The sequence below is a fragment of the Leptospira johnsonii genome (assembly GCF_003112675.1).
Lineage (GTDB): Bacteria > Spirochaetota > Leptospiria > Leptospirales > Leptospiraceae > Leptospira_B > Leptospira_B johnsonii.
Window position 1 is genome coordinate 14,010 of record NZ_BFAY01000010.1, and the last position, 25,400, is coordinate 39,409.

Here is a 25,400-nt window from a genome sequence, read left to right on the forward strand (position 1 = left end):
GCCCCTTTTGGCTATGCAAAAAAACCGCTTGTCCACGGAATGTGCGCTTCTTGAATGGGGAGGAATGCCCATTCTCTCCATTTTAACTCATTCTAGAACAAGAGCCTATAGTCAGATCTGGAAGGGAATCCTGGTAATATCCTCTCTAACCTTGGTTTCCTGCTTTTCGGTGGAATTTATCCAAGAAGGAACCCAGAAAGAAACCGTGCTCGTTTCTCATAAACCCGGTTGGGAGCAGATAGAGATCTTGAAACATCCTCCCAAGCGTAGGAACTACAAAACTTACGGAAGACTGATCGTTAGAAACTTCGGGGATGGCAGGATAGAAAAATTCTATTACGAAAAGATTAAGAAAGAACTTTTTGAAAGAGGTATGGACGGAATGTATCTCGCAAATGTAGGAATAGTCCCCGTTCCTCCTACAATTTTCCAAACGGGTACTTCAGAAGGTTATACTACCAGTATGGCTGAGATCGCAAAGGATGCAAAAGTCTTAGAAGGAGTTGCGTTCCGTTACAGGGAAAGGGAAGAAGAATGACTGCAAGGCGTCTAAACAGCGAGATCAAGGTTTTGCCTAACGGAGACTGGATCTTCCGTGACGCCAAGATAGAACAAAAGGATATTCTGGAATATTTTCGTAAGAACCTGAAAGAAGACGAAGACGGCATCTACATCGACAATCAGTACGGAGAATTTTCCGAAAACGGATATTTAGAATTATTCGGGTACCCATTAAACTTGATCCGTCTGTGGGAGAAGGAAGGAGAATTTTATTTTTTAAGCGATTCAGGAGAAGAACTCCCGCTTTCCTCCTTGCAGATCGCTGCCGACTCCGAAGGCGAATTATTCGCCAGGAAGAAGGATCATCTTTTTCTAAAGTATAAGATCGCTAGAAATGTTTCTTCTACTTTAAGCGAATATTTGTCCGAATCTCCACGAGGCTTAAGTTTAGTATTAAAAAGCGGAGAAGTCCCTATCTTGGAAACTGGAGAACATCCAAATGTCTCCCTTCCGAAAGAATTCCAAAAATAGATCAGACCGATTTTCCGGACAATACCAACCTTCCCAATACTTTTCCGGAAGATAGGTCGTTCAAAGCGGAATCCGCATCTTTTAAATTCCTGATCTGCACCGGAACAGGACGGATCTTTTTCTCGGATACAAGTTGTAGTAGCTCCTTCAGCTCCCCGGGAGAACCTGTATAACTTCCACGAACTGTTAAACTTCTAAGAGACAGAATTGGGGTCGGGATCTTTAATTCTCCGCCAAATAACCCCACCCCGATCAGAGTCCCGTTCTTTTTCAATAGAGAAAATCCCAAAGAAGAAGTGGCACTATTATTCACGAAATCGATGACTACGGAAACCCCCAGAGAACCTGAGATCTTTTTAACCTCGCTTGCAGGATCAGAATGAGAAGAGTGTACAGTATAAAATCCAATCTCTCTTAGTTTTGCCAAACGAGACTCGTCCAGATCTAAAAAGATCACTTTTGCTTCCGTAAGAAGAGGAACCAATTGTGAAGCAAACATTCCAAGCCCACCTGCACCAATGATCACCAAAGAATCGGTTTCTTTTAGAGGTAGAGCTTTTTTCAAAGCTCCGTAGGCGGTAAGTCCTGCACATGCATAAGAACATGCATATTCTGGAGAAAGATCGTAGATATCCAAAAGCCATTTCTCATCCGGGACCAAGATCCGGTCCGAATAACCTCCGTCTTGGTAGATCCCTAAGGATCTAGGAGCGGAACAAAGTTGTGGATTTCCAGAGTCACATTCTTCGCAGGTCCCGCAACCTATCCAAGGATAAACTAACTTTGTTTCTCCCACAGAAACGGAAGTAACCTTTGGACCTATTTTTAATACTTTTCCTACAACTTCATGACCGGGAGTTAGTGGAAGTTTAACTCCTCTGTCTTTTACGAAAAGTTTTTCTTCTCCGCCTATTTTGTAATAACCATCACGTAAATGAAGATCCGAATGACAGACACCACAAGAGATGACTTCCAATAATACTTCGGAACCTTTCGGTTCAGGATCTTGTGCTTCCTCCCATTTTAAAGAGGATCCGAATTCTACTAATCTAATACTTTTCATTTTTCTAAAGTAAAACCTCTTTCCGTTTAAAGACCCGGTCCATTTCTTCCGAGATCATTCTCAAACCTTCTTCCGGAGCCTTGAGAAGATTTACCTTCGTAAAAAAACCGTGAGTGTAACCCTGAAATTCTTTGAATAACACGGAAACCCCGGCTTCCTTTAGTTTTTCTGCATATAGTTTTCCATCATCCCTAAGAGGATCGATATCAGCTATAAATACAATCGCAGGAGGAAGACCCTTCCAATCTTTTTGGTATAAGGGAGAAGCTTGGTGATCCGATCTAGTATTTGGATTTGGAAGATATTGAGCAATAAACCATTCCATATCTTTTTTAGTAAGACCTGGGCCCAACTCGAATTCCTTATAAGATTCTGTATCACAGACCGCTTCGGTAACGGGATAGATCAGGATTTGTAAATCGATTTTCGGACCGGATGTTTCTTTAGCCCTCATAATGGTAGAAGCAGCCAAATTTCCGCCGGCGCTATCACCTGCGACTACGAGAGGAAGATTTTTCCATATAGTTTCCTTTTGAGAAGAGATCCATTCCAAAGCGGCATAAGAATCTTCCAAGGGTAAAGGAAACGGGAACTCAGGAGCTAGTCTATATTCTACAAGTGAAACGATACTGGAAGTGATCTCAGCGAGTTTACGCGCAAACGGATCGAAGTCCCTTAGCCTTCCGACTACCCATCCTCCACCATGAAAGTAGAGTATCTTGGACTTAGGTTCCGTTTTGGGAATATAACTTTTTATGAATACATTTCCGCCTTGAGAAGGGATCGAGGTCTCCTGGATTTCCCTCATGAGCGGACCTTCTCCCAAAAGTTCTCCGATCGCTGAATAACCGTCCCTTCTTTCCTGGATACTTCCTTGGGTAAAACCTGTGAGTCCTTTTGAGGAAATTAGATTTGCGTATTCCAACATCTCCGGAGCGAATTCCATTCTCTTCTCCCTTTCAAATGATAAAGGAAGAACAGTATATTAGAAATCCGACAATTTGTCGTTCCAGTTTATAGATCGGGAATCTTATATTACACCCGCTTTTCGAAGTTCTTTTCCAATTTTCCCGGTGAGAGTATAAAAATACATCTTCCAATCACTCACAAATGATTTGAAAGGATAGATAAACGTGGCAGGTCTATTTTTTTCCCAGAAAAAATGACCTATCCAGGCGAAGAAATACCCGCTAAATAAAGCTCCCAAAAGAAACCAAGGGTTTAAAAAACAAACAGCCAAAACGATCCACAGTACGGCTGCCGAAGTTCCTATAAAATGCAAAGCCCGATTTACTTTATTCGAATGTTCACGCAAATAAAAAGGCCAGAACTCTTGAAGTGTTCGATATTTTCTTGTTTCTTTCATCTTCAATCATCCATTATTTTGTTTCATAAAAACATATTTTAGAATATTCTTAAATTAGAATTATAGATTGTTCGGACGCCTTCTTCACCAATGCCTCCGTCGATTCAGGTGAAAACCCTACTCCTAAAAGAAAAAATCTAACTGATTCCAATCGGAGAGATTCGATCCGGTCTGGATAGAGCTTTTGTCTAGGGAAGGAGAAATTAAAAAAAGAAAATACAATCGAAAGATGACGCATTATCCAAGTTACGTCGCGCCAATTTTTCCAAGATCGATTCGATGGGAGTTCTGCATTTTTTACACAAACTTCTAGCGAAACTTTCATTAGAGGAAAAATATTTCTCAATTTTTTCCGAACATATTTCTTAGCAAACTTACCATCTGTGCTCAGGCTTCTTAAAATTAACTTATGGGCAAGTTCGGTTTCTTCAGTTTTGGAATTAGAAAAAATTTCCAACAGAAAAACATTGAGCATGAAAACAAACGTATCCGACCCTGGCTCTAAATTGGAAATCGCTGGTTTAAGTGGATCTGATAGCTTTAAGCAATATTCCAGAACTGCATCATACAAATCCTGCTTTTTTGGAAAATATTTATAAAGAAGTCCTACCGATACACCGGCAGATTTGCATAAGGATTTAGTTTTAGTACCATCAAAGCCTTTTCTTGCAAATAAAGGTAAGGCTGCTCGGACGATAGATAGGATTCTTTCCGTTTTATGCAGCCAGATCGTCTTTTTGTTTTTTTTCGCTTTCCTGCTTATAACCTTCAATGGAAGAACACCTTCTCAATAGTCAACTGCAGCTTCCGATAATAATATCTTAGTTCTTAGCCATGTGGGAGCGAGTCGCCCAATTCGAACTGCGAAGGAAGTTGCAAAGGGGAATCTGTTTTCGTGCACTTCTCGAAGCAATCCTTTCAATATATATTGCACTGCCTCTTTCTCGCTAATTTCATTTGGAGCAGGAACTCCATCCTCTTTAACGGCTTCCGTGGCAACAAAACCCGGATGGATTGTTTGAATGCGTACATGCTTAAAACCGAAATGTTTAAGCTCCATTCGCGCAGTATCCAAGAAGATTCGACCAGCAGCTTTTGCAGCGGTATAATCCCCTTGCATAGGTATTCCGAAATACGTTGCAAGCGAATTAACATGGGCAATCATACATGGAGTTTTTTGCGATTTCATTTGGGCAATTATCGGAACAAAAAAGTTTATTAGAGTATCGTAATTGGCTCGCATTTTACCGAGGATCACTTCTCTTGAATCTTTGATCGTATTAGATGCAGGACCTACACCTACGTTTAGAATTGCAATGTCGATCTTTCCAAATTTTTTGACTGTCTCATTAACAACCAAATCGGCGTGTTTGGGGTCTGCAGCGTCACCTGCAAAAACAAGACATTTGCTTCCTTTAGCTTCGATCTCTTGTTTCAACTCGTTGAGAAGATTTTCTCTTCTTGCAGTAACTATAATATTATTCGAATATTCTGCCAGGCTGATTGCAAGCTCTCTGCCTATGCCTGACGAAGCACCCGTTATCAAAATCGTTTTGTTTTTATAATCCATATTTTTTCTTCAGTCTTGTCCGAATTTAATACGCCGTAAAACCAGATGGAGCTTCGCCTAATGCGTAAGACGCGGCTGCTTTTCGCTCATCTTTTATAAGTCGATTTTTTGCAATCCATCGGATAAGCCATGGGATGCGGCGTATTTTGCCTCCCGTAGCATGAGCAAGTAAATATGCCTTAGAACATTTTTCGATCAATTCGCAATTGTATATGGCCTTTTCGCGAGTAACACTTGTTATCACTACCCCATTCGTATCCAGAAAAGCGTTGGCGCCATTAAGTATCACTGAGTCAGAAATAACGGAGCCGTCTTCAGTTTTATGAATTGGGACGACTGGGGCACCTAATTGGCGGCACTGTTCATCAAAAACAAGCGGGAGTGGATCTTCTAATGTCTTTAGTAAGGAACCCCAAGTAGGCTGAAAACAGGCGATGGCCCCGATGTCAGGTCTTGCTTTATATAGACTAGCGTGAAAGTGAATTACGGCTAACCTTTCCGAACCAAGAGTAGTTGTCTGGCCATAGATATCGAATTGATCCGTTTGTATCTTAGCTCCTTCTCCCGATCCCCTATTAACCAGCAAGAACGCCTCAGGCTTTTGACCTGGTAGTCGGAAGGACAGACTTGCCGCTTTTTTTTGCAAGAGACCTTTTGCTTCCAACCTTTTCCATAAATTCATTAATGCGTTGAGGTCGGACGATTCGTCTTTCTTTGCAGATCTCTTTTTTGTTGTTACTGATTTCATATCGTCTCCTAAATTTATGTTACTAAACGAGTTTGAATACGGACTCGAATCTATTGAGCGCTTCATCAATAATATCGTCGGTGTCGGCCATACTGGTATACATTCTACTTCCCGCTAAGGTGATCATACCATGCGCGGAATAAGCAGCACCCATCTCTTCCATCACATGCTTACGTTCCTTTGCCTCTCTCAAAACTTTTAATGGGTTTCGAAGCGACATGAGAAGTACGCCGGAAGTTTGAAGATGAACTATAGAACCTTGATTATAGGCAACATAAGGTAGTCTCAATCTCTCAATGATTCCCTGTAACCCTCGACTGAGCCTATCTCCCGCACGACCTGCTAAGACTGGTGCGTTTGTTCGTTCCATTTCCTGTATGGAAAAATAACCTGCAGCGCAGGATAAAGGATTGGCAGATAACGTTCCTCCGACAAACGCTCGTTTGCCGTTAGCACTAAGGCCTCCTGCAAGTAGCATCATAATGTCCTTGCGTCCTCCGATACCTCCAGCCATAGGATAGCCACCGGTGAGACATTTTCCGAAAATGGTCAGATCGGGCCTGACGCCGAAAAATCCTTGCGCTCCACCTAGTCCGACGCGAAATCCCGTAACGACTTCATCGAAAATGAGCAAGGCTCCGAACGAATCACAAATCTCGCGCAATTGGCGATTATAATCAAAATGAACCGGTCGCGTCCCGCTTTCTGGACCTAATGGTTCTACAATGACTGCGGCAGTTCCACCTCTCAATCGATTTAACCAAAGCTTGCGGCGTAATGCTCCTAGATCGCCTGGAAAACTTTCTTCGGTAGAGGCAGTAGCACCTTTCGGTATTCCGGTTGCTTCATGACGTCCAGTCCCAGGAATTCGCATACCGTATACCATCGAGTCGCTCCATCCATGATAGCCACCACCCATTTTGATTACGTGACGCTTTCCTGTATAGGCACGTGCAAGTCGAATTGCCCCCATGACGGCCTCTGTTCCCGAGCCTAGCATTCGAAACATTTCAACTCCGGGCATATGTTTGCAGATTATTTCCGCCAATTTTACTTCATATTCGTGTAATAAACCGGTAGTAGGTCCACACTCATCAAGCAGACTCTTGATTTTCTCTTTAACGGGTTCATAATTAGATCCCAGAAGAGTCGGACCTCCTGCTTGGAGGAAGTCGATATAAGTGTTACCATCAACGTCACGAAGGTATGCTCCCCTCGCCTGATCTATTGCAAGAGGAAAGGGATAGTTGAACGCAAGATTATGCTGAACTCCTCCCGGAATGACAGCTTCTGCAGCAGTGGCAATCTTTCGTGATCCTTTGCACTTAGTCTCGAAATATTCCAAAACTCCGCCAATCTTGTCTCGTCGAATCGGTCTTAATGGTGATTTTAATAATTCTTTCAATCGTCCATAGATTTCATCCGTATCATGCCATTTAGAAATTGCATACTCCGCTTGAGGAATTGCTTCTTGTGATTCGTTTTTTTCTTTGAGTATCATAATTATTTGTCCTCTTTAGGAAAATCAGATTGGTTTACCAAAAATAGATAGGTTGCTATTGCCTATAAGATCGAAAGTGCGTGTTGCACAACGAGTGGGGAAACTTTCGAAGAGTTCAGATTGTTTTTTATACGAGAACGAAGGAAATGTGCAGCTTGCTCCTCAGCAAGTAGAACGTTTGCAATCGCTTGATCTACAGTTTTTGCTCCGCAAACTATACCATGGTTTCGTAATAGATATCCGTTTATATCCTTTCTCACCTTCTTCTTAAAAGCGTTCACGAGAAATGGAGTTCCGGATGGAGCATAGGAAACGATCCGTAAGGAAGCCCCAAGATTCGCACGTGCCTCAGCTCCTTCAATAGGCATGTCGATTCCAAGTAAACTTACAGCGCTGGCAAGGGGTTGATGAGTATGTAGGCTGACTTCCAAATCAGGTCTACGGGACAAAAAAGATGCGTGCATTCCACTTTCAGTCGTAGGTTCCTTAGTACCTTCTATTAACTTTAAGTCTTTGATTCGGACAATACATACATCTTCATTTTTCATGGTGTAATAGTCGGAGGCAGATGGAGTAACAGCCATAAGCTCTGAGTCGATCCGAACGGCTAAGTTCCCGCCAATCCCAGCAAAGAAACCTATATCCGCCAGTTTCACAGAAGCGGCTACTATGGAGGCACGTACTACTTCAAATCTTAAATTCTTCATGTTCCCTCTACCTTCTATATTCACAAAAACTCGGCAAATGTCGAGTCAAGAATAAAAAAATATCGGCTATTGTCGAGTAATTTTCACTCTAAATTCATAGAAATGCAGTTGAATCGAAGTGAATGTCGATTTTTGTCGGTAGTAGAATGCCAAAATCACCAGAAAATATCCCTCCTGGACCAGTGAACGAGAGGGATGCCAAAGCTAGCCCACAAGGCCGAGGCCGAAGAGCAGCACTAATCCAAGCTTTGAGAGAACTATTGCGAGAGCAGCCGCCGGAAGCCCTCACATTTGCAAAAATTTGCGAGCGCGCCGACATTCCGAGAGCATCTGCGTATCATTTCTTCCCGAATATGGGAGCACTCTATCTTGGGTTACGACTCGTTCATTCCGAACTTGTAGCTGCTAGATTGTCCCAAGTGGATACCTCACAATTTGAGAGTTGGCAGGATTATGTGTATTTTCTTGCTGCAGAGGCTATCGCAATAGTTAGGGAGGATCCAGCTATGATGCGAGTTGTTTATGGGGTTCGCACCGAAGAAACAATGCATGTTGGTAAAGAACTCGATTCTAAGATTGCAAGCATAGCTCTCAAACAAGTAATGGAGCGTTTTGCTCTTCCTTTTTGGCCAGACGCAGCAAGGAAAGTAAGCATTGCAGTTGCTTTGATCGATTCAGTATTTCGATTCTCTTTTCGAGAGCAAGGCACGATTACTGATGAAATTGTGCGCGAAGCGGGAAGAGCTGCCGTTGCATACCTTCGCTGTTATTTGCCAGAGTATGTTGATAGTAGACACTAAGCACCATACTCATTACTTTTATCAAAAACTCGACACTTGCCCACCCTGCTCTAACTTGATGGCCAAACAAATTGAGCTTAAGGAACTTTTCCCTTTTCAGAGCGAAAACTTTCCGAGGTTAAAAGGCCAAGACTAAGCACAATAATCAATATGCCTAGGAGTAAATATTCGGCAGGCCTCCATCCGGTGATCTCACTTTTAACAATTGCCATCAAGATTGATACAATGACTCCGCCTGCGTTACCGACGAGCATTACTGCACCTGCAGCACCTCCTGCCCTTTCGGGGCCTGCAATTTCTTCTGACATAACGAGAAGGAGTGCAAATCCGGGCAGAAATAGGAAGCCAAGCGATCCCGCATATACATAAAGCCAAGTAACTTGGCCGCTTAGGCATAATGGCATTATGAGTGCGATACCCGAAATTCCGCAAAAGAGCAACAAAGGTTTTCGTCTTTTTATCGAATCAGAAACAGTAGGGATCACCAAAGAGCCGAGTATACCCGCCAAAATCATAACTCCTCCAATATTTCCTACGTCCAATGCTCCAACTCCATTCTGCCCTAAAATCCCTTCCAGCCAAGTAGTGAGACCATTAAAAAATCCGAATGCAAGAAATGCCATTAGAATGATGGTTATAAGTGAACGATCTTTGATTAGATGCACTACTTCTGTAAAAGCAGTGAAAGAACGAAGCCGATTCATCTCATCCGGTTCAGTTGTATGATTTTCTTTTACAAGAAAAAAGAAACCCATACTGCAAACGGAGGTAATAATTGCGAAAACGATCATAGTGCCGCTCAATCCCAAACTCTGGTTCAAATGCGGTGGCAAAGAAAACCCGAGAGCCATGCCTGCGAACATTCCCGCAGTGCCTAAACCGGTAGCTACTGCCCTTTGTTCTTCCGCAAACCAATCGGCAGCTAACTTCGTGATCCCGTTCATTATGAAAGGTTGTGCAACTGCGTTCCCAATCTGACAGATAAGAAGGAGCCAAAAGCTTCCCGTATAGACTCTCATACATGCAAATACGGACATGATGATAAGTCCTAAACGAATTGTGAATCGATAGCCTTTACGATCCGTCATCGCTCCAGCCGGCATCGATACCAGAGTGAACATCAGTGGATTACATAGAGTCAATGCACTGGCGAGCAATTCAGAGACTCCATACAAATTCTGAACTTCAGTCATCAGAGAAACGAAATTCAAATAGATCATCTGACTGACCCCGATCACTGTCATAAATGATCCAAGGACTATCCATCTATAAGGTCTATAGTAATTTATTTTTTCCATATATTGTCTTCCTAAATTGAAACGGATGTTTTTTCCTGCGTTATTGAAGCTCTGTCCTGATTCCAACTTTTATAAAGTGGGGCCAAACGTTTGTGCAGTTGCAGGAATCGACTGAACATTTCATCCATAACTTTCTTATTTTTACCATCGGGCTTGTATTCCGCTTTAATACGGATTAGTTCGGGTATATCGGACACCTGCATGAGACCTAGGCCAATTCCGGCAATCCATGCTGCACCCCTTGCATTTGACTGCATTGGCTCTTCGGGCTGACGCACAGTGATACCCATAGTATCCGCGAAAATTTGACACCAAACGTCAGATGTTGCTCCACCGCCAACTATGGTAATTTTCGATAGGTTCTTTTTGAGAAATTTCTCCACAGGCTTTATCATCCATCTTGTATTCAATGCGACACCTTCCAAGAATGCACGGATAACATCTTCTCTACTATGCCCCAAGGATAGATTCACCATCCCTCCTCTTAGAGAAAGATCGTCGATCGGACATCTTTCACCATAAAGCCAAGGCATATAAAGAAGACCTCTGCTTCCTGCCGGAGTTCTAGCTGCTATTCGATCTAGGACCTTATATACGTCTGAAACATGTTCTTCTCGAAGTAGTTCATCCTGATGATACAAGATTCGATCTTTAAGAAAACTTAAATTAGCACCAGCGGTAGTCTGCATGGCCGTCATCAAATACTTTCCCGGAATGGCGCAAGGAACAGATGCGATGGCAGAAATGACATCTGTTTTTTTTCGGGGAACATGTGCTGCAATCCATGACGAGGTGCCTATGTAAAGATGTGCATCTCCATCCAATACCGCACCAGACCCGATGGCCGCTGCGGCGGTGTCAATAGATCCTCCAACTACCAGAGTTCCTTTAGGAAGATCTAGAACGGACGCAACTTCCGGCAACAGGATTCCAATTACGTCAGTGCATCTAACGATTTCTGGAAATTTTTGAGGATCAATACTGCTGGCTGCAAGCAAACTTGGATCATAGCAAACTCGATTTGAGTCGCGATTATCCGTAACCCATGAGGTGAGAATAGAATCCGGAGTCGTCACAAACTTTCCAGTCAATTTCATATTCAGATAATCTAATGCGTTCAGGAATTTATACGTTCTTTCGTAAACTTGCGGAAATTCATTTTTTATCAGAAGCATATGAGCCGCAGGATCTTTCCCGGATAATGAGGGAGCGCCTCCCGTCAGACGGATCCAATTCCAAAGTTTTAAAGCAGAATATCCGGCAACCGGCCCACCTGCATGGTTTTGGATATGTTCCGCTCCTCTCATATCCATCCATAGGACTGCATTCATTAATTCCTGGCCATATTCGTCGACCGGAACGGTTACCTCTCCCTGTGTGGAACAGCAAATTCCTCGTATCTTACTTCGGTCGATTCCTGATTGGATCAGAGCAGCGCGTGCACTTTCAAGAAATGCATTCCACCAATCAAGAGGACGTTGCTCGGCTCCGTTTCCCGGTAATATAATCAGTTCCACGCCTCGAAATGCCCATGAAAGGATTCGTCCATCAAGAGTGCAGACTGCTGACTTACATCCCGATGTTCCCAAGTCAACGGCCAAGATTAGATTGTCATTTCCGGATAGATTCTTTGTCTTCATGTCAGTCGCCCATTCGGAGATGGCTTAGCCAAAAAGTCAACAAACGTTTAATAAAAATGATCATTGATTATTAAATAACAGTTGCACTGCCATTTTATGGCCCTTGTAGACTAATGCCCGATCAAATATTTCGACAAAAGCCGACTAATCCTCAATTTCCTCGTTGACATAGAATCCACTTACGATCTGAATCTTCTTCATGAATATTACTGAAAAAGAAGTGATCAGGTTATCGGAATCGCATCCTCCAGCAGTAAGCCCATATAACTAACATCGAGGATTTATGAAAAAACTAGTAACGGGAGCCGCGGGTTTCATCGGTTCAGCTATAGTCAGAGAATTGCTAAAAGAAGGTCATGAAGTTAAAGTACTGATTCGCAAATCCACGAATGTCAAGGGTCTGGATGGATTAGATGTTGAAGTTGCCTACGGTGATATACGCGACGGAGATTCGATGAGATCCGCCCTTAAAGGCTGCGATACTCTGTATCATACTGCCGCCTTCTTTGCTCACTGGACCCTCGATAAAAAATTACCATATGAGGTGAATGTAGAAGGAACTAAAATTTCCATGAAAGCCGCTCTGGATGCCGGAATTGAGAAAGTCATCTATACAAGTACAGGTAACACCATCGGAGCTCACGGAGAAATTCCGGCAGATGAGACTGCAGAGTTCAATCATTGGAAATCTGGTGATCATTATTCGATTTCAAAATACCTCGGCGAGGTGGAAGCTTTAAAATTTGTTCCTTTGGGTCTGCCCATTGTAGTTGTAAATCCCACTCTTGTTGTCGGTGCGGGAGATGTAAAACCTACAACATCAGGTCAGATGATCATCGACGTTGTTCAAGGAGCGATGCCAGGATACATTGAAGGCGGCACAAATCTTATCGATGTGGAAGATGTTGCAAAAGGTCACCTGCTTGCGGCCAAAAAAGGAAGAGTTGGAGAACGTTACCTCTTAGGAAACGAAAACCTTACCTTATCCGAATATTTCAAACTTATAGCAGAAATAGGCGGAGTAAAACCCCCTCGAATCAGGATCCCTTATTACGCTGCCTTAGGCCTCGGGTATATCTTTGAATTAGGGGCGGCTATCACAAAAAAACATCCGCTTGTTAGTGCGTCCGAAGTACGAATCGGAAAATCGAAGGAATTTTTCAACTGTTCCAAAGCTATCCGAGAACTTGGGCTTCCTCAAACTCCTGTAAGAAACTCCATTAAAAAGGCCATAGACTGGTTTAGAGAAAACGGATACTTGAAAAGATAGAATCAACTGATTCGCGCGAATCGCCAGAACCTTTTCCGAAAAAGAAATCTTTGGCGAACGCGCGAAATAAGGAAATAGATAATGAAAGCGAAAATTAAAAGATCTGCCCGTCAATTTCGGATTGGCTTATCGCGGTTGGGAGAATTTGTTCTCGGACCGACGGACCGTTTTGTTATGAAACATCGTGTTCTGAACGGGATGCTTCTAGCCGGGATTGCTGCTATGGGGATAGGCTTAACCTCGGAGTTCTTTCGGGAAGGATTCGAGACCGGCGGCTTAGTGGGACTTTGGATCGCTTTCGTCTTTTCGATTATATTTTATTATCTGGCTCGATTCAAGAGTCAATTCAGATGGCTGGTCGCACCAACCTTCATCGTAGGCGCAATTAGCACTTTTCTCCAAATTCAATACAGTGGAGGAATTATCAGTGCGAACATAATGCTATTAATTCCCTTGCTGATCTTATACATGCTTGTTCTAGGGCAAAAATATGATTGGGTGGCAATTATATTCTTTATTGCAGCGCTCATGGGTATAAATTTTCTACAGGATATTAGGCCAGGATGGTTTTCAGACTATTCTAGTGCTCGAGCGCGAAGCGAAGATTTTTTCATTACAGGAATTTCAGCATTAGTAGTCACGGGATTAATGTTACGCGCTTTGAATCGTTCTTATGAAGATGCCATAAGCGAAGTTAGCCGACTTAAGGACCAACAAGACGGCGACTATTTTCTGACATCACTTTTGATCCGACCATTAGCAGGCATTAGGATCCAATCGAAAACGATCCAATTTCGTTCCTACATAAAACAGAAAAAAACTTTTACATTTAAAAATAAAGCGCATGAACTTGGAGGAGATATTTGTGTATCGGATCATATCATCTTGCGTGGACGCAGCTATTGCGTGTTTGCAAACGGGGATGCTATGGGAAAATCTATGCAAGGTGCCGGAGGAGTTCTGGTTTTTGGGACCGCTCTACGGGCATTAATCGAAAGGACAAATCGAGATGGAACTCTGTCGGAGTATTTTCCTGAACGCTGGCTTCGTACGGCTCTAAACGATCTAAATAATGTTTTTGAAGGCTTTGAAGGTTCTATGTCTATGTCCTTGGTGTTGGGATTAGTAGACGAAGAAAACGGATTTCTTTATTATATAAATGCTGAGCATCCCTTTTTGATTCGATTACGTGCAGGGAGAGCAAGATTTCTTTCGGAAGAAGCCACAAATTTCAAATTGGGGTTTCGCAAGGAAAAGGCAAGAATCGAAACCTGTTGGATCCAACCGGGAGATATTATTATTATAGGTTCGGACGGACGGGACGATATCGCTATAGGTTATGACGCATCGGATATACGGATCATTAATCAAGATCATACTGCCATTCTTGATCAAGTGGAAGAGTGCGACGGAAATCTAGAACAAATCGGGAAGGGACTTCAAGAAAAAGGAGAACTCACTGATGATCTTTCTCTGCTAAGTATTGAATTTCATCCAAATAGTGTAAAAGATGAAAAAGCGATATTACAAAAGCTTGCAGAACCGTTACAACTTTTAGAGAAAAATGAAACCTTTGCAGCCCTTACTTATTTAAAAAAAGAAGCAGAGTTAAATCCGAATTCCCCCACCGTTTGGAATTTACTTTATCGGGCTTATAGTGAATTGGAAATGCATGCTGAAGCTGCCCGAGCCGCTGAGAATTTCGGAAATGTGCAACCGTCCGGTCTGCAAATGATCCTAAACAGCGCCATTCAATATTCTAAAGCCGGTCTGATCGAAGAAGCAATCGATATGGCTGAACGCATTTACAGTCGAAAACCGGAAGTGATTCCAGTTCTGAAGTTACTCGTACGCCTTTACAGAAAATCCAATCATATGCAGCGAGCGGAAGGATACCAACAGGAAATCTCCCTTCTGCAAAATTCAACAGCAAAGGAATGAATCAACTGTGAAAAAACTTGTCATCGGATCAACAGGGTTTATGGGCTCTTCAATCGTAAGAGAATTACTTAAAGATGGAGAAGAAGTAAAAATACTGTTAGTAAAAGACCGCCCTACTCGCAGCAACACCCCTAAGCTTGATGTCGAGAAAGTATATGGTGATATTCGAGACGGGAATTCAATAGAAAAAGCTCTTAAAGGTTGCGACACTCTATATTTAGCGGCCGCATACAATGGACATTGGGCCCCAAATCCTAAAACATTCTATGAGATTAATGTGGATGGAACAAAAACAACACTCAAGACGGCCCTGAAGGTAGGATTAAAGAAAGTTGTCTATACTAGCTCAAACAATGCGGTAGCTGCAAGCGGACCTGTAGTTGCGAATGAAGAGAAAACTTTCAATTTTTGGAAAGCAAAAGACCACTATACGATGTCCAAATATATCGCCGAAAACGAAGCAAGAATTCTTGCGATGAAAGGACTTCCGATTGTAATCGTAAATCCTACTTTAGTCATAGGCGAGAATGATAGTACACCATCTCCTTCTGGGAGAACAATTATAGACGTTATTAAAAATAAAATGCCAGGCTATATTGACGGAGGGTTAAATATTATTGATGTAGAGGATGTGGCCCGCGGTCATGTCCTAGCCGCCAAAAAAGGAAAGGTGGGTGAAAGATACCTTTTAGGAAATACAAACATTACGGTTCGCGACTATTTAAAACTCATCGCGGGGATTGCAGGTGTAAAACCTCCATCTCTTAAACTTCCTTTTAAATTAGCGCTTACGCTTGGACATATATTCGAGTTCGTTTCTTCTATAACCAAAAAGCCTCCCTTGGTTACAGCGAGTGAAGTAAGGATCGCTGAGATGACTGAATGGTATGACTGTTCCAAGGCGGTTAACGAACTCGGGCTTCCTCAAACCCCGATCGATGTAACTATTAGAAAGACGATAAATTGGTTTCGAGAAAACGGATACATTCGAAAGTAAAACTAATGTTAGAATTTAAAGAAAAACTAAGAAGAATCAAATACGAATTTTACGATTTTGTGATCAGGGACATTTTAATTTCTCTTGATAATTCTTTATTTATTCCAGCGATGATACTATCCTTTCGCTGTATCGAATATCTTGGATTCCATACGGATCCGAATCAAAAAGACGGCAAAACCTTCAAAAGTTTTCTATCTGAATACGTTTCTTGCGTAAATAATCGATATCGAAAACCTAATATTCAAAGTTTTCTTAATTCCGTAAAATGCTACCTACTTAATCCATACAGTGATCCAGAAGAAACTTCCGAACAAATGACTATCCCAAGATACGAAACATATCCGCTCGAATCACATTTGAGCGAATCTAAATATTATGGAGAGCCAAAGGAAATAACAATTTCGATATTCGAATTTATTGCGGATGTGATAACGGGTGTGGAGAAATATTTCCATGAAGTTAACGATAACTTTCAAATATCGGATTGGTATGAAAGATTATTCGTTCGAACTGGGATTTCCGAAGGTCTTAGTAATTTTAGAAACGGGAGATATAAGAAGGATTCATATTTAAAACTTCATCCTTCCTTAAAGTGTATTGATAATCCGGAATTGGATCTCCTGAGTATCAAAAACCAAATCCTGAATTCCCTTCTAAAAGAATATGGATATATTAGATAATATCCTTTAAGATTCGTTAAATGAAAATTTCACGCAAAGAGGCCGACCGAACGGGTAGAAAATGTTTCTTTAATTTAAACTTCTGCCAGCTTTTGCATGAAAAAATTCTGTAACTTTCGAGAATTAGCGTCTTAAATCGCAGAGTTGAGCTCTTCTCTCAGACGTTTTGCTTCCTCAAAATCAGGCTTCATCACGATTGCCTTATGCAAATACTGCAAGGATCTTTCCGGACGATTCCAGATCTTGTAAAGAGTAGCTAGGTTAAAAAGAGAGATATGAGGTGCGTCGTTCAAAGTACAACGAAGTGATTTTTTCAGCCAGAAAACGGATTCTCTTTCTCTTCCCATACGAAGGAGAAGGATCCCTATCTCGTTGCAAGGATTTCCGTATTCAGGATTCACTTCTACGGAACGGTAGAAATAATACAGACCTTTTTTCCAATTGCTTCTTTGGTTTTCGATCAGACCCAGAAAAAAATAGGTCTCATGGCTTTCAGAATCTTCCAAAGAGGATTTCAGCAGGAATTCCGCACGATCCAAATCGCCGGTTCTATAAAAAAATTTAGATGCTTCAAGTTTGTCTTCAGGCGTCAGGTTTTCCAATTATCTACCCGTTTTATTTTTATTTTCGGACGCCTCTTGAAATAGCTTAATTCCGTTTTCCGTGTAGGACTTCCTTCTTTACATTTTCCCGGAGAAACTTGGAGATACTCTGAGCATCCAAACCGTACTCCGCAAAAATTTCCTTTCTCTCCCCGTGGTGGATGGCCTCGGAAGGGAATGCGAATGTTTTAATAAAACGTCCTAGATACTCAGGCGAGATCCGGTTCAGCAAATATCCGGAAGCTCCTCCGTCTAGATAGCTCTCGTCCAAGATCACAAAATGACGAACATGGGAAAGTTCTTCGTCCAGAGCCTCCTTTCCAAGAGGTCTCAACCAAACCAGGTCGATCAATGTGACCGAATATCCCTCTTGCTCCAAGAGGCTCGTTGCCTTCTTGGCTTCTTCCAACATGGAACCTATGGAAAGAAGAGCGATATCCGTTCCTCGTTGTAATACTCTAAAACTTCCGGGTTTTAGATCCTTCTCTGTGCTAAAATCCAAACCGGAAAGTTCCACATTTGCTTTGGGGAATCGGATCGCGATCGGAGACTTATCATAATGCTCCATATAACGAAGTGAATCCACCAGGTCCTGTCCGGAAGAAGGCACAAACACATCCATATTCGGTAAAGATAGAAGGTAACTTAGATCGAATAATCCTTGGTGGGTCTCTCCATCCGGCCCGACACAACCTGCCCTATCTATCACAAAGCGAACAGGAAGGTTCATGAGAGAAACATCTTCTACCAATTGGTCCATTCCTCTGGTCAAGAACGTAGAATAAATACACATATAAGGGATCACATCCCCGTTCGTCATTGCTCCTGCAAAAGCGACAGAGTGCTGCTCTGCAATCCCCACATCGTAAACATGGTCCGGGAATTTGGTAACATATTCCCCGAGTCCGGAACCTTCTATCATTGCAGGTGTAACTGCAGCAATACGAGGATTCTTTTCGGTTAAGTCGGAAAGCACCTTACCCACGATCTTAGAGTAAGAAATTTTAGAAGAATCGGCAGATTCCATAGCCCCATCTTCCTTACGGAATGGCGTTACTCCATGGTATTTGATCGGGTCTTTCTCCGCAGGAACGTAACCTTTTCCCTTTTGGGTGATTGTATGGAAAAGGACAGGCCCTTTCATAGTCTTGATCTTTCTAAGCATCTTCACTAGACGGATCACATCATGACCGTCTTCAGGCCCTATATAAATGAAACCTAGATCCTCGAATAGACCGCCTGGTGTGAAAACGTCTTTGAAACCTTTTTCCACCTTTTTAAAAAAACTCTCCATAGCAGGCCCCACGATTGGGAACCATTTTAGAAAAGTGTAAAAGATCCTTTTCCAGTTCAGATAAAAATGGGAGCTGATGATATTATTCAGATAGTTGGAGATGGATCCGACATTCTTGGAGATCGACATATAATTGTCGTTTAACACCACGAGCAGATCTTTTTTAAGATGCCCTGCATGGTTCATCGCTTCCAGCGCCATTCCAGTGGCTATGGACGCATCCCCGATAATTGCTGCGACCGAGTAATCTTTTCCGGTTAGATCTCTTGCTACAGCTTCTCCTAAGCCTTGCGAAATAGAAGTGCCCGCGTGGCCAGTATTGTATAGATCGTAAACGGATTCTTCTCTTTTAGGAAATCCGGAAAGTCCTTTGAATTTCCGGACAGTGGAAAGTTTTTCTTTTCTGCCTGTGAGGATCTTATGGGGATAGGTTTGATGTCCTACATCCCAAATAAGTCTGTCTTTTGGAGTTTCAAAAACATAATGTAAAGCGACTGTGAGTTCCACAACTCCCAGGTTACTTGCGAAATGCCCTCCGATCCCGGAGAGAGTATCGATGATATAATTTCGGATCTCGGAACAGAGTTTAGGCAGTTCCTCGAGAGGCAGTTTTCTGAGATCCGCCGGAAGGCGGATCCCGTTCAATAACGAATCTTCCTGTTGCATGTATTCCGTCTTTAACGGTCATCAGGACTGCTCTACCGAATGCAAAGGTCTCCTCAGAAGTTTTAAGTCTTCTTCGTTCACTAAGTCGATCAGTTCGTAGATCCGAACAGGTTTGGTTTTACCCTTTACCTTTACTAGATCTAGTTCTCTGGCAATTACACGGTCCTTGACCTTTTCGTATGTATATTCCGAAATAATAATATTTGTGGCATATTCCTTGTTGGATCCTTCCAGACGAGATCCCAGGTTAATGGTATCTCCCATACAAGTATAGTCCATCCGGTGAGAACTTCCCATATTCCCCACGACAGCCGGCCCGGAATTTAATCCGATACCAATGTCCATCACAGGAAGGTCCCTTGCTTTCCATTCTTCCTTCAGGACTGCGAGCCTTCTCATCTGTGCGATGGAAGCCGCGCAAGCATAGTAAGCATGGTCTTCTAGGGGAACCGGAGCCCCCCAGAAAGCCATGATCGCATCCCCCATGTATTTATCAATCGTTCCCTTGAACTCGATAATGATCTCGGTCATTTCCGAAAGGTACTGGTTCAGGAACTGGACCAGTTCTTCCGGACCCATTTTTTCGGACATGGTGGTAAATCCGCGGATATCCGAGAAGAAAATGGTAATGTCTTTCTTGGATCCCCCTAAGTTCAGATTTTCCGGATTCTTGAGAAGCTCATCCACAACGTCTTTTGAAACGAATTTGGAGAATGTAGTGCGAATATATTTTACGTTCTCTTCTTCCGTTAAGATCTTATAGACGATGATCCCCACAAAAATGAAGAACTGTTCTACGATCACTGATGGGAATACGTGAACGATATTAAATTCTGAGAAATTGAATAATGTGACAACGCTGTATAAAAGTGCTATTCCAATGATGAATAAAAATCCCCAAGAGGTTTTCATTCTTGGCAGGATGAGTCCCACGATAAACGCCATGGAGAAGAAGATCAGGAAATTCCCAGCCAGCGGCATATCCCAGAGAAAGTCTTGGTTCAGGATGGTATTGATCGCATGGGCGTGGTGCTCAATTCCGGACATATCTCCGAATGGAGACAAGTGAGTATCTTTTGCGGCCCCTCTTCCTGTAGCGTAAAACATCGCCACGAGGAAAATATTATTATTCACCTGAGTGGCAGTCTCATTGTCCCAACCTTCGGATACTTCGAAGAACTCGGTAGTATTATAAGAATATAATCCTCCCGGGAAATTGATCTCCATCTGGCCATACTCGTCTATAGGAATAGTAACCTCTCGAGTAGAATTCGGCTTAGCCATAATGTCTTCGGTGACCATTTTTAAGGTCTTACGGTCGAAATAGCTGATATTCTTTTGAGGAATATTTTTGATCTTCACGTATTCGCCCATGACCACTTCTACGTCTTTTTGTATATTCACCCCGTAATAGTTACAAGCGATGACTAAGTCGATAGAAGGATAATACTCGTCTTCTCTTCCAGGGCCTGAACCTAGGATCTTGGCGACGATCGGCATTTTACGGTTTAGACCGGATTCATCTTTTTTGATATTCGCAAAACCTAAACCGGAAGATTTTTCGGCGACAGGCTCGATCGGAGATTGTGGGAATTTCAACCAGGAAAGGCCTGTTTGTTCGTCCTTTACATTCTCCAATTTGAATTTGCGAAGTATTTCGGTCCTCTTCTCTAAATTAATAATTGTGCTCTTGGATTCCAAACTGGTTTCCATCGGATAGTCAAACATTACCCGCGGGTTTCCGGAAAGAGCTTTAGCCATTTCGTCAGTTTGCCCTGGCTTATAGTCCAGGAAGAAAACGTCGAACATGAGATGGTTGGTAGAACTCGCGAATTTATCTATTATCTTTGCGTAATATTTCCAAGGAAGAGGCCATACCCCGCCCAGTTGATCCAATGTTTTGGTGGTGATCCCGATGATATTGATGTCCCTTCTTGCTTTTTCAGGAGGTTTCAATTGGATCTGTTCCAAATCTCCCTTGTCGGATTCCTTCTCTACTCTTGCGTCAGTTTGGTTACGAAGAACATTAAATCTCCAAGAGATTGAATTTTCTTCCAACTCGGAAACTGGAGTGAATGCAACATATAGATCGAACCAGACTAAGGATGCAAGGATTGCTAACCAAAGACTTCCTACAAACTGAGGATTCTTGGCAACCTTGCTAATCATCTTATAGAAGAAGTAAGAAGAAGAATATAGGAAAAGCGCACCTAATAGCAGAAGTTGAAGTGAATAATCCGCTTCGGAAAAAAACGCGTAATAAAAATGTGCCAGTATTCCGAGGGACGTTGTAACCCCGAAAATAATATCCAATAAGGTAAATTTCTGGGCTGGTTTGGAATCGCTCATTCTTTCCTCCGATCCGGAAGATTCTCTGAAAGCGGGACGGTTTCGTCAATTTTCTTCCAGGTTCAGGAAAGAAAATATCGACTAGGAAAAAGAGTTTTAGCTGTTTTTTCCTCTCAAAGAACCGGAAATCGATTGTGCATATTCTTCCAATTTCTTTCTGCAAAGACTAGGATTAGAACCATTCTCTTCTATGATCCTTTGCACCGCAGAACCTATGATGATCCCATCCGCGTACTGAGAAATTTCTTTCGCCTGATCCGGAGCGGAGATCCCAAATCCGGCGCTCACAGGAAGGGAAATAATTTCTTTAGTGATTTTGATCCTTTCTTCCAGATCGGCAGAGATGGATTTTCTTTCACCAGTCACTCCATAAGAAGTTACATAGTAGATAAATCCAGAAGCAAAGTCACGAATTCCCTTCATACGACTCAAAGGAGTCGCAGGAGTTACCAAATGGATCAGATCCACTCCTCTTCTTTTCAAGGAATTGAATAATTCGTCGGTTTCGGGGGTATCATACGGAAGATCTGGAATGATCATACCTTGTATACCCGCGATCTTTGCCTTCTCCGCAAACTTTTCAAAACCGTAATGAAAGATAGGATTGAAATACGTTAGATACACTAGGGGAATGTGAGGATGTAAAGAATGTATCTTCTCCGTGATTTCTAAAATTATATCCATGGAAAACGGATTTGCAAGAGCACGTTTGAATGCCTTTTGGATCACTGGCCCGTCCGCCACAGGATCGGAGAATGGGATCCCGAGTTCTAAAATATCGGCCCCACCTCTGATGAGAGCATCCGCCCAATCCACACATAGATCGTAGTTCGGATCTCCAAGAGAAATATAAGGAATGAATGCGCTTTTGGAATCTGAAAAAACGCTCTTGATCGCGCTCAAATCGAATCTCCTTGCATAAGACCAACGAGTCTCGCTACTTCTGCTACGTCCTTGTCTCCTCTTCCGGAAAGACAGATCAGAATGTCTTTTTTCTTTCCGAGTTCTTTTGCAAGATCCTTGGCAAATCGGAAAGCATGAGCAGTTTCTAATGCAGGGATGATACCTTCTACCCTACAAACTTCCATGAATGCGTCCAAGGCTCCCTGGTCGGAAACCGTTTCGTATTTTACTCTTCCGGAAGAATGTAAATAAGCATGTTCAGGTCCCACGCCTGGATAATCCAATCCGGCAGAAACGGAATGCGCCGGAACTACCTGCCCCCCATCGTCTTGGATAACGAGAGTCTTGGTCCCGTGTAAAAATCCCGTTTTACCAAAAAGCATAGTAGCGGAATGTTCTCCGGGAGAAGGTCCTCTTCCTCCGGCTTCCACACCGTATAGTTTTACTTTTTTATCATTTAGAAATCCGTAAAACATTCCCATCGCGTTTGAACCGCCGCCTACACAGGCGACAATAGCATCCGGAAGTTTATCGTTCTCTTTTTTAAACTGCTTTTTGGACTCTTCTCCAACCACTTTTTGGAAATCTCTAACGATGGTCGGAAAAGGATGAGGCCCGATCACCGAACCTACGATATAATGAGTATTAGAAACATTTAATGCCCAATCCCTCATCGCTTCGGAAGTAGCATCCTTTAAAGTTGCAGTCCCGGAAGAAACTCCGATCACCTTTGCACCAAGCATCTGCATACGGATCGCATTCAGTTTTTGACGGCGAAGATCTTCTTCTCCCATAAAAATGGCGGTTTCAAATTCGAATAATGCACCAACGGTTGCAGTTGCGACACCATGTTGCCCTGCTCCTGTTTCTGCGATGATCCTACGTTTGCCCATTGCCTTTGCGATAAGCGCTTGGCCAACCGTATTATTGATCTTATGAGCGCCGGTATGGTTCAGGTCTTCTCGCTTCAGCCAGATTTTAGCTCCACCCCAGGCCTTGGTTAGCTTCTCCGCATAGGTAAGAGGGGAAGGTCTTCCGATATAATTCCTTCTATAAAACTCCAGATCCTTTTGGAATTTTTTATTCTTACGGAGTTTATTGTAAGTATCTTCCAACTCGATCAGGGCTTCGGTCAGGATCTCAGGGGAATATCTTCCTCCAAAATCTCCGAAGTATCCTTCTTTTTCAGTGAAGCTGCGTTCTTTAGCCATGACAGTTTTTGAAGGGATTAGTCTCCCAACAACTCCTGGTATAATTCCTGACGTAGGTTTTCTACTCTTGTATTCAGATCGTCGAAGTCTGTGAATTTGAAAGTTTCATCCTTATCATATTTACGATTGTAGATGGAAATTTCTCCTGACTCGAAAAACTTTTTACCGACAGTGATCCGGATCGGGAAACCGATCAGTTCCGAATCCTTGAATTTAAATCCTGGTCCAAGATCTCTTTCGTCCCAGAAAACCTCAAAACCTTCGTTCTTTAGATTTTCGTAAAATTCTAATGCTTTTGCATCTTGCTCCTCACCTTTTGTGAGAGTCACAAGACCGATCTCGAAAGGAGCGATGCTGATCGGCCAGTAAATACCTTTATCGTCGTTACATTGTTCTATAACAGTGGCCATGGTACGATTCACACCGATACCGTAACATCCCATAGTAAGCGTTTTCGCCTTACCTTGTTGGTCCAATACTTGGATCTGGAAAGACTTGGTATATTTATCTCCAAGCTTAAAGATATGACCCACTTCTATTCCTTTTTCCGCCTTTAAGGTCTTTGCGCACGTAGGGCAAGGATCCCCTTCTCTCGCAAGTGCCACATCTGCGGTTTCGTATTGGATCTTGATCTCGGAAGAAGGAACATATCCTTGGATATGGAGATCTTCTTTTCCTCCACCAACCACATAGGCTCCATCTTTTTGGATAGAAGAATCCAAAATCATCTTAAACCCAGCCCCTACATCGGAAGGCCCGATAAATCCGGAAACTAAATTAGAATTTTTTAATTCAGGCTCTGGGATCATTTCCAAGTCTGACCATTTTAAAAAAGACTTAAGTTTGTGCTCATTCAGCTCCAGATCACCGCGTAGGAATACCAACAGTTTCTCTTTTCCATTTTGGAAAGCCACTGCCTTGATCGTATCCTGAGGACGAACATTTAGAAATGCAGCCACATCCTCGATGGATTTTTTGCCTGGAGTCGCCACTTCCTTTTTGTCCTTAGGACCTTTGGGAGAATCTTCGACTCTCGCAATAAAAGGAGTCTTTTCGCTATTAGAATTATAACCGCAGTCCCCACAAAGAAGAAGTGTTTCTTCTCCAATTGGAGAAACCACCATAAATTCTTCGGAAGCGGAACCTCCCATGCTCCCAGAATCCGCTTGGACCGGAATCGTTTTCAAACCACAACGTTGAAAAATTTTACGATAAGCGGTTCTCATGTCTTGATAAGTAGCGTCCAGAGATGTATCGTCCAGATGGAAAGAATATGCATCTTTCATAATAAACTCTCTAGAACGGATTACTCCGAACCTAGGACGGATCTCATCTCGGAACTTTGTGTGGATCTGATACACATTGATAGGCAGATCCTTGTATGATTTCAGAAGAGGTTTTATTAAATAAGAAAAAGATTCCTCATGAGTGGGACCGAGCGCATACCATTGGTCGTGACGATCTTTTACTCGCATCATTTCCGGCCCCATGGCGCTCCATCTTCCGGATTGTTCCCAAAACTCGGAAGGTGTCATGATCGGAAGTTCAAATTCCAATGCACCGGTTGCATCCATTTCTTCGCGGACTATACTCTCTATTTTTTTTAGGATTCTAAGTCCTAATGGTAGGAAAAAATAAAACCCTGAGCCCGATTTCCGGACTAGGCCTGCGCGTATCATTAGCCTATGGGAAGCGACTACCGCGTCCGAAGGATTTTCTTTTTCCGTAGGTACTAAATATTTAGATGCTCTCATGACTC

Annotated in this window: 23 protein-coding genes; 7 read left to right on the forward strand and 16 right to left on the reverse strand. The window is 42.6% G+C overall.

Features of this window, described 5'->3' with window-relative positions:
* Nucleotides 1-13: 13 nt before the first annotated feature.
* Both LPTSP_RS08545 and LPTSP_RS08550 read left to right on the forward strand, forming a co-directional pair.
* The gene (locus tag LPTSP_RS08545) at nucleotides 14-538 is read left to right on the forward strand and encodes a hypothetical protein (protein ID WP_108928401.1); all 525 of its coding nucleotides are present in this window, start codon (nucleotides 14-16) and stop codon (nucleotides 536-538) included.
* Nucleotides 535-1,032, forward strand: a complete 498-nt coding sequence (locus tag LPTSP_RS08550; protein WP_108928402.1) for a hypothetical protein — start codon at nucleotides 535-537, stop codon at nucleotides 1,030-1,032. The genes LPTSP_RS08545 and LPTSP_RS08550 overlap by 4 nt, the downstream gene beginning before the upstream one ends.
* 1 nt (nucleotide 1,033) lies before the next feature.
* Here LPTSP_RS08550 and LPTSP_RS08555 read toward each other — a convergent pair whose 3' ends face one another.
* The 8 genes from LPTSP_RS08555 to LPTSP_RS08590 all read right to left on the reverse strand — a co-directional run bounded on the left by LPTSP_RS08555 (nucleotide 1,034) and on the right by LPTSP_RS08590 (nucleotide 7,987).
* Nucleotides 1,034-2,095: an alcohol dehydrogenase gene (locus tag LPTSP_RS08555; RefSeq protein WP_108928403.1), complete on the reverse strand. Its 1,062-nt coding sequence runs from the start codon at nucleotides 2,093-2,095 to the stop codon at nucleotides 1,034-1,036.
* A 4-nt stretch (nucleotides 2,096-2,099) separates the two neighbouring features.
* The gene (locus tag LPTSP_RS08560; protein ID WP_108928404.1) at nucleotides 2,100-3,041 is read right to left on the reverse strand and encodes an alpha/beta hydrolase; all 942 of its coding nucleotides are present in this window, start codon (nucleotides 3,039-3,041) and stop codon (nucleotides 2,100-2,102) included.
* Between the two features lie 84 nt (nucleotides 3,042-3,125).
* Nucleotides 3,126-3,461 carry an Mpo1-like protein gene (locus LPTSP_RS08565; protein WP_108928405.1) on the reverse strand — a complete coding sequence of 112 codons (336 nt, stop codon included), beginning with the start codon at nucleotides 3,459-3,461 and terminating at the stop codon, nucleotides 3,126-3,128.
* A gap of 49 nt (nucleotides 3,462-3,510) precedes the next feature.
* Nucleotides 3,511-4,233: a TetR/AcrR family transcriptional regulator gene (locus LPTSP_RS08570; protein ID WP_108928406.1), complete on the reverse strand. Its 723-nt coding sequence runs from the start codon at nucleotides 4,231-4,233 to the stop codon at nucleotides 3,511-3,513.
* A 15-nt stretch (nucleotides 4,234-4,248) separates the two neighbouring features.
* Nucleotides 4,249-5,031, reverse strand: a complete 783-nt coding sequence (locus tag LPTSP_RS08575) for an SDR family NAD(P)-dependent oxidoreductase (protein ID WP_108928407.1) — start codon at nucleotides 5,029-5,031, stop codon at nucleotides 4,249-4,251.
* 25 nt (nucleotides 5,032-5,056) lie between these two features.
* The gene (locus tag LPTSP_RS08580) at nucleotides 5,057-5,779 is read right to left on the reverse strand and encodes a class II aldolase/adducin family protein (RefSeq protein ID WP_108928408.1); all 723 of its coding nucleotides are present in this window, start codon (nucleotides 5,777-5,779) and stop codon (nucleotides 5,057-5,059) included.
* 22 nt (nucleotides 5,780-5,801) lie between these two features.
* Nucleotides 5,802-7,280, reverse strand: a complete 1,479-nt coding sequence (locus LPTSP_RS08585; protein WP_108928409.1) for an aspartate aminotransferase family protein — start codon at nucleotides 7,278-7,280, stop codon at nucleotides 5,802-5,804.
* A 62-nt stretch (nucleotides 7,281-7,342) separates the two neighbouring features.
* The gene (locus LPTSP_RS08590) at nucleotides 7,343-7,987 is read right to left on the reverse strand and encodes a class II aldolase/adducin family protein (RefSeq protein WP_108928410.1); all 645 of its coding nucleotides are present in this window, start codon (nucleotides 7,985-7,987) and stop codon (nucleotides 7,343-7,345) included.
* 146 nt (nucleotides 7,988-8,133) lie between these two features.
* Between LPTSP_RS08590 and LPTSP_RS08595 the strand changes: the two genes are divergently transcribed.
* The gene (locus LPTSP_RS08595; RefSeq protein ID WP_108928446.1) at nucleotides 8,134-8,787 is read left to right on the forward strand and encodes a TetR/AcrR family transcriptional regulator; all 654 of its coding nucleotides are present in this window, start codon (nucleotides 8,134-8,136) and stop codon (nucleotides 8,785-8,787) included.
* A 77-nt stretch (nucleotides 8,788-8,864) separates the two neighbouring features.
* Here the strand turns inward: LPTSP_RS08595 and LPTSP_RS08600 are convergent, their stop codons facing one another.
* Nucleotides 8,865-10,085: an MFS transporter gene (locus LPTSP_RS08600; RefSeq protein ID WP_108928411.1), complete on the reverse strand. Its 1,221-nt coding sequence runs from the start codon at nucleotides 10,083-10,085 to the stop codon at nucleotides 8,865-8,867.
* A gap of 11 nt (nucleotides 10,086-10,096) precedes the next feature.
* Nucleotides 10,097-11,725 (reverse strand): xylulokinase, encoded by a 1,629-nt coding sequence (locus tag LPTSP_RS08605; RefSeq protein ID WP_108928412.1) that lies wholly within the window; start codon nucleotides 11,723-11,725, stop codon nucleotides 10,097-10,099.
* A 283-nt stretch (nucleotides 11,726-12,008) separates the two neighbouring features.
* Here LPTSP_RS08605 and LPTSP_RS08610 point away from each other — a divergent pair, with 283 nt between their 5' ends.
* From LPTSP_RS08610 to LPTSP_RS08625, 4 genes are all read left to right on the forward strand, one after another.
* The gene (locus LPTSP_RS08610; protein WP_108928413.1) at nucleotides 12,009-12,995 is read left to right on the forward strand and encodes an NAD-dependent epimerase/dehydratase family protein; all 987 of its coding nucleotides are present in this window, start codon (nucleotides 12,009-12,011) and stop codon (nucleotides 12,993-12,995) included.
* 81 nt (nucleotides 12,996-13,076) lie between these two features.
* Nucleotides 13,077-14,936, forward strand: coding sequence for a PP2C family protein-serine/threonine phosphatase (locus tag LPTSP_RS08615; protein ID WP_108928414.1), 1,860 nt, complete (start codon nucleotides 13,077-13,079; stop codon nucleotides 14,934-14,936).
* Between the two features lie 7 nt (nucleotides 14,937-14,943).
* Nucleotides 14,944-15,933 carry an NAD-dependent epimerase/dehydratase family protein gene (locus LPTSP_RS08620; RefSeq protein ID WP_108928415.1) on the forward strand — a complete coding sequence of 330 codons (990 nt, stop codon included), beginning with the start codon at nucleotides 14,944-14,946 and terminating at the stop codon, nucleotides 15,931-15,933.
* Between the two features lie 5 nt (nucleotides 15,934-15,938).
* Nucleotides 15,939-16,616 carry a hypothetical protein gene (locus LPTSP_RS08625; RefSeq protein WP_108928416.1) on the forward strand — a complete coding sequence of 226 codons (678 nt, stop codon included), beginning with the start codon at nucleotides 15,939-15,941 and terminating at the stop codon, nucleotides 16,614-16,616.
* Between the two features lie 131 nt (nucleotides 16,617-16,747).
* On the opposite strand, the gene LPTSP_RS08630 is transcribed toward LPTSP_RS08625, so the two are convergent.
* The 6 genes from LPTSP_RS08630 to LPTSP_RS08655 form a co-directional block, all read right to left on the reverse strand.
* Entirely contained in the window at nucleotides 16,748-17,218 is a 471-nt protein-coding gene (locus LPTSP_RS08630; protein WP_100768823.1) for a tetratricopeptide repeat protein, read from the reverse strand.
* Nucleotides 17,219-17,264: 46 nt separating this feature from the next.
* Nucleotides 17,265-19,178: a 1-deoxy-D-xylulose-5-phosphate synthase gene (gene dxs, locus LPTSP_RS08635; protein WP_108928417.1), complete on the reverse strand. Its 1,914-nt coding sequence runs from the start codon at nucleotides 19,176-19,178 to the stop codon at nucleotides 17,265-17,267.
* Between the two features lie 21 nt (nucleotides 19,179-19,199).
* Complete coding sequence (locus LPTSP_RS08640; protein WP_108928418.1) at nucleotides 19,200-21,527, reverse strand: CHASE2 domain-containing protein; 2,328 nt, start codon at nucleotides 21,525-21,527, stop codon at nucleotides 19,200-19,202.
* Nucleotides 21,528-21,623: 96 nt separating this feature from the next.
* A complete protein-coding gene (trpA, locus tag LPTSP_RS08645) occupies nucleotides 21,624-22,430 on the reverse strand; it encodes a tryptophan synthase subunit alpha (protein ID WP_108928419.1) in 807 nt (268 codons plus the stop codon).
* A complete protein-coding gene (trpB, locus tag LPTSP_RS08650) occupies nucleotides 22,427-23,641 on the reverse strand; it encodes a tryptophan synthase subunit beta (RefSeq protein ID WP_108928420.1) in 1,215 nt (404 codons plus the stop codon). The genes trpA and trpB overlap by 4 nt, the downstream gene beginning before the upstream one ends.
* Nucleotides 23,642-23,658: 17 nt before the next feature.
* The gene (locus LPTSP_RS08655; RefSeq protein WP_108928421.1) at nucleotides 23,659-25,395 is read right to left on the reverse strand and encodes a proline--tRNA ligase; all 1,737 of its coding nucleotides are present in this window, start codon (nucleotides 25,393-25,395) and stop codon (nucleotides 23,659-23,661) included.
* Between the last annotated feature and the right edge of the window lie 5 nt (nucleotides 25,396-25,400).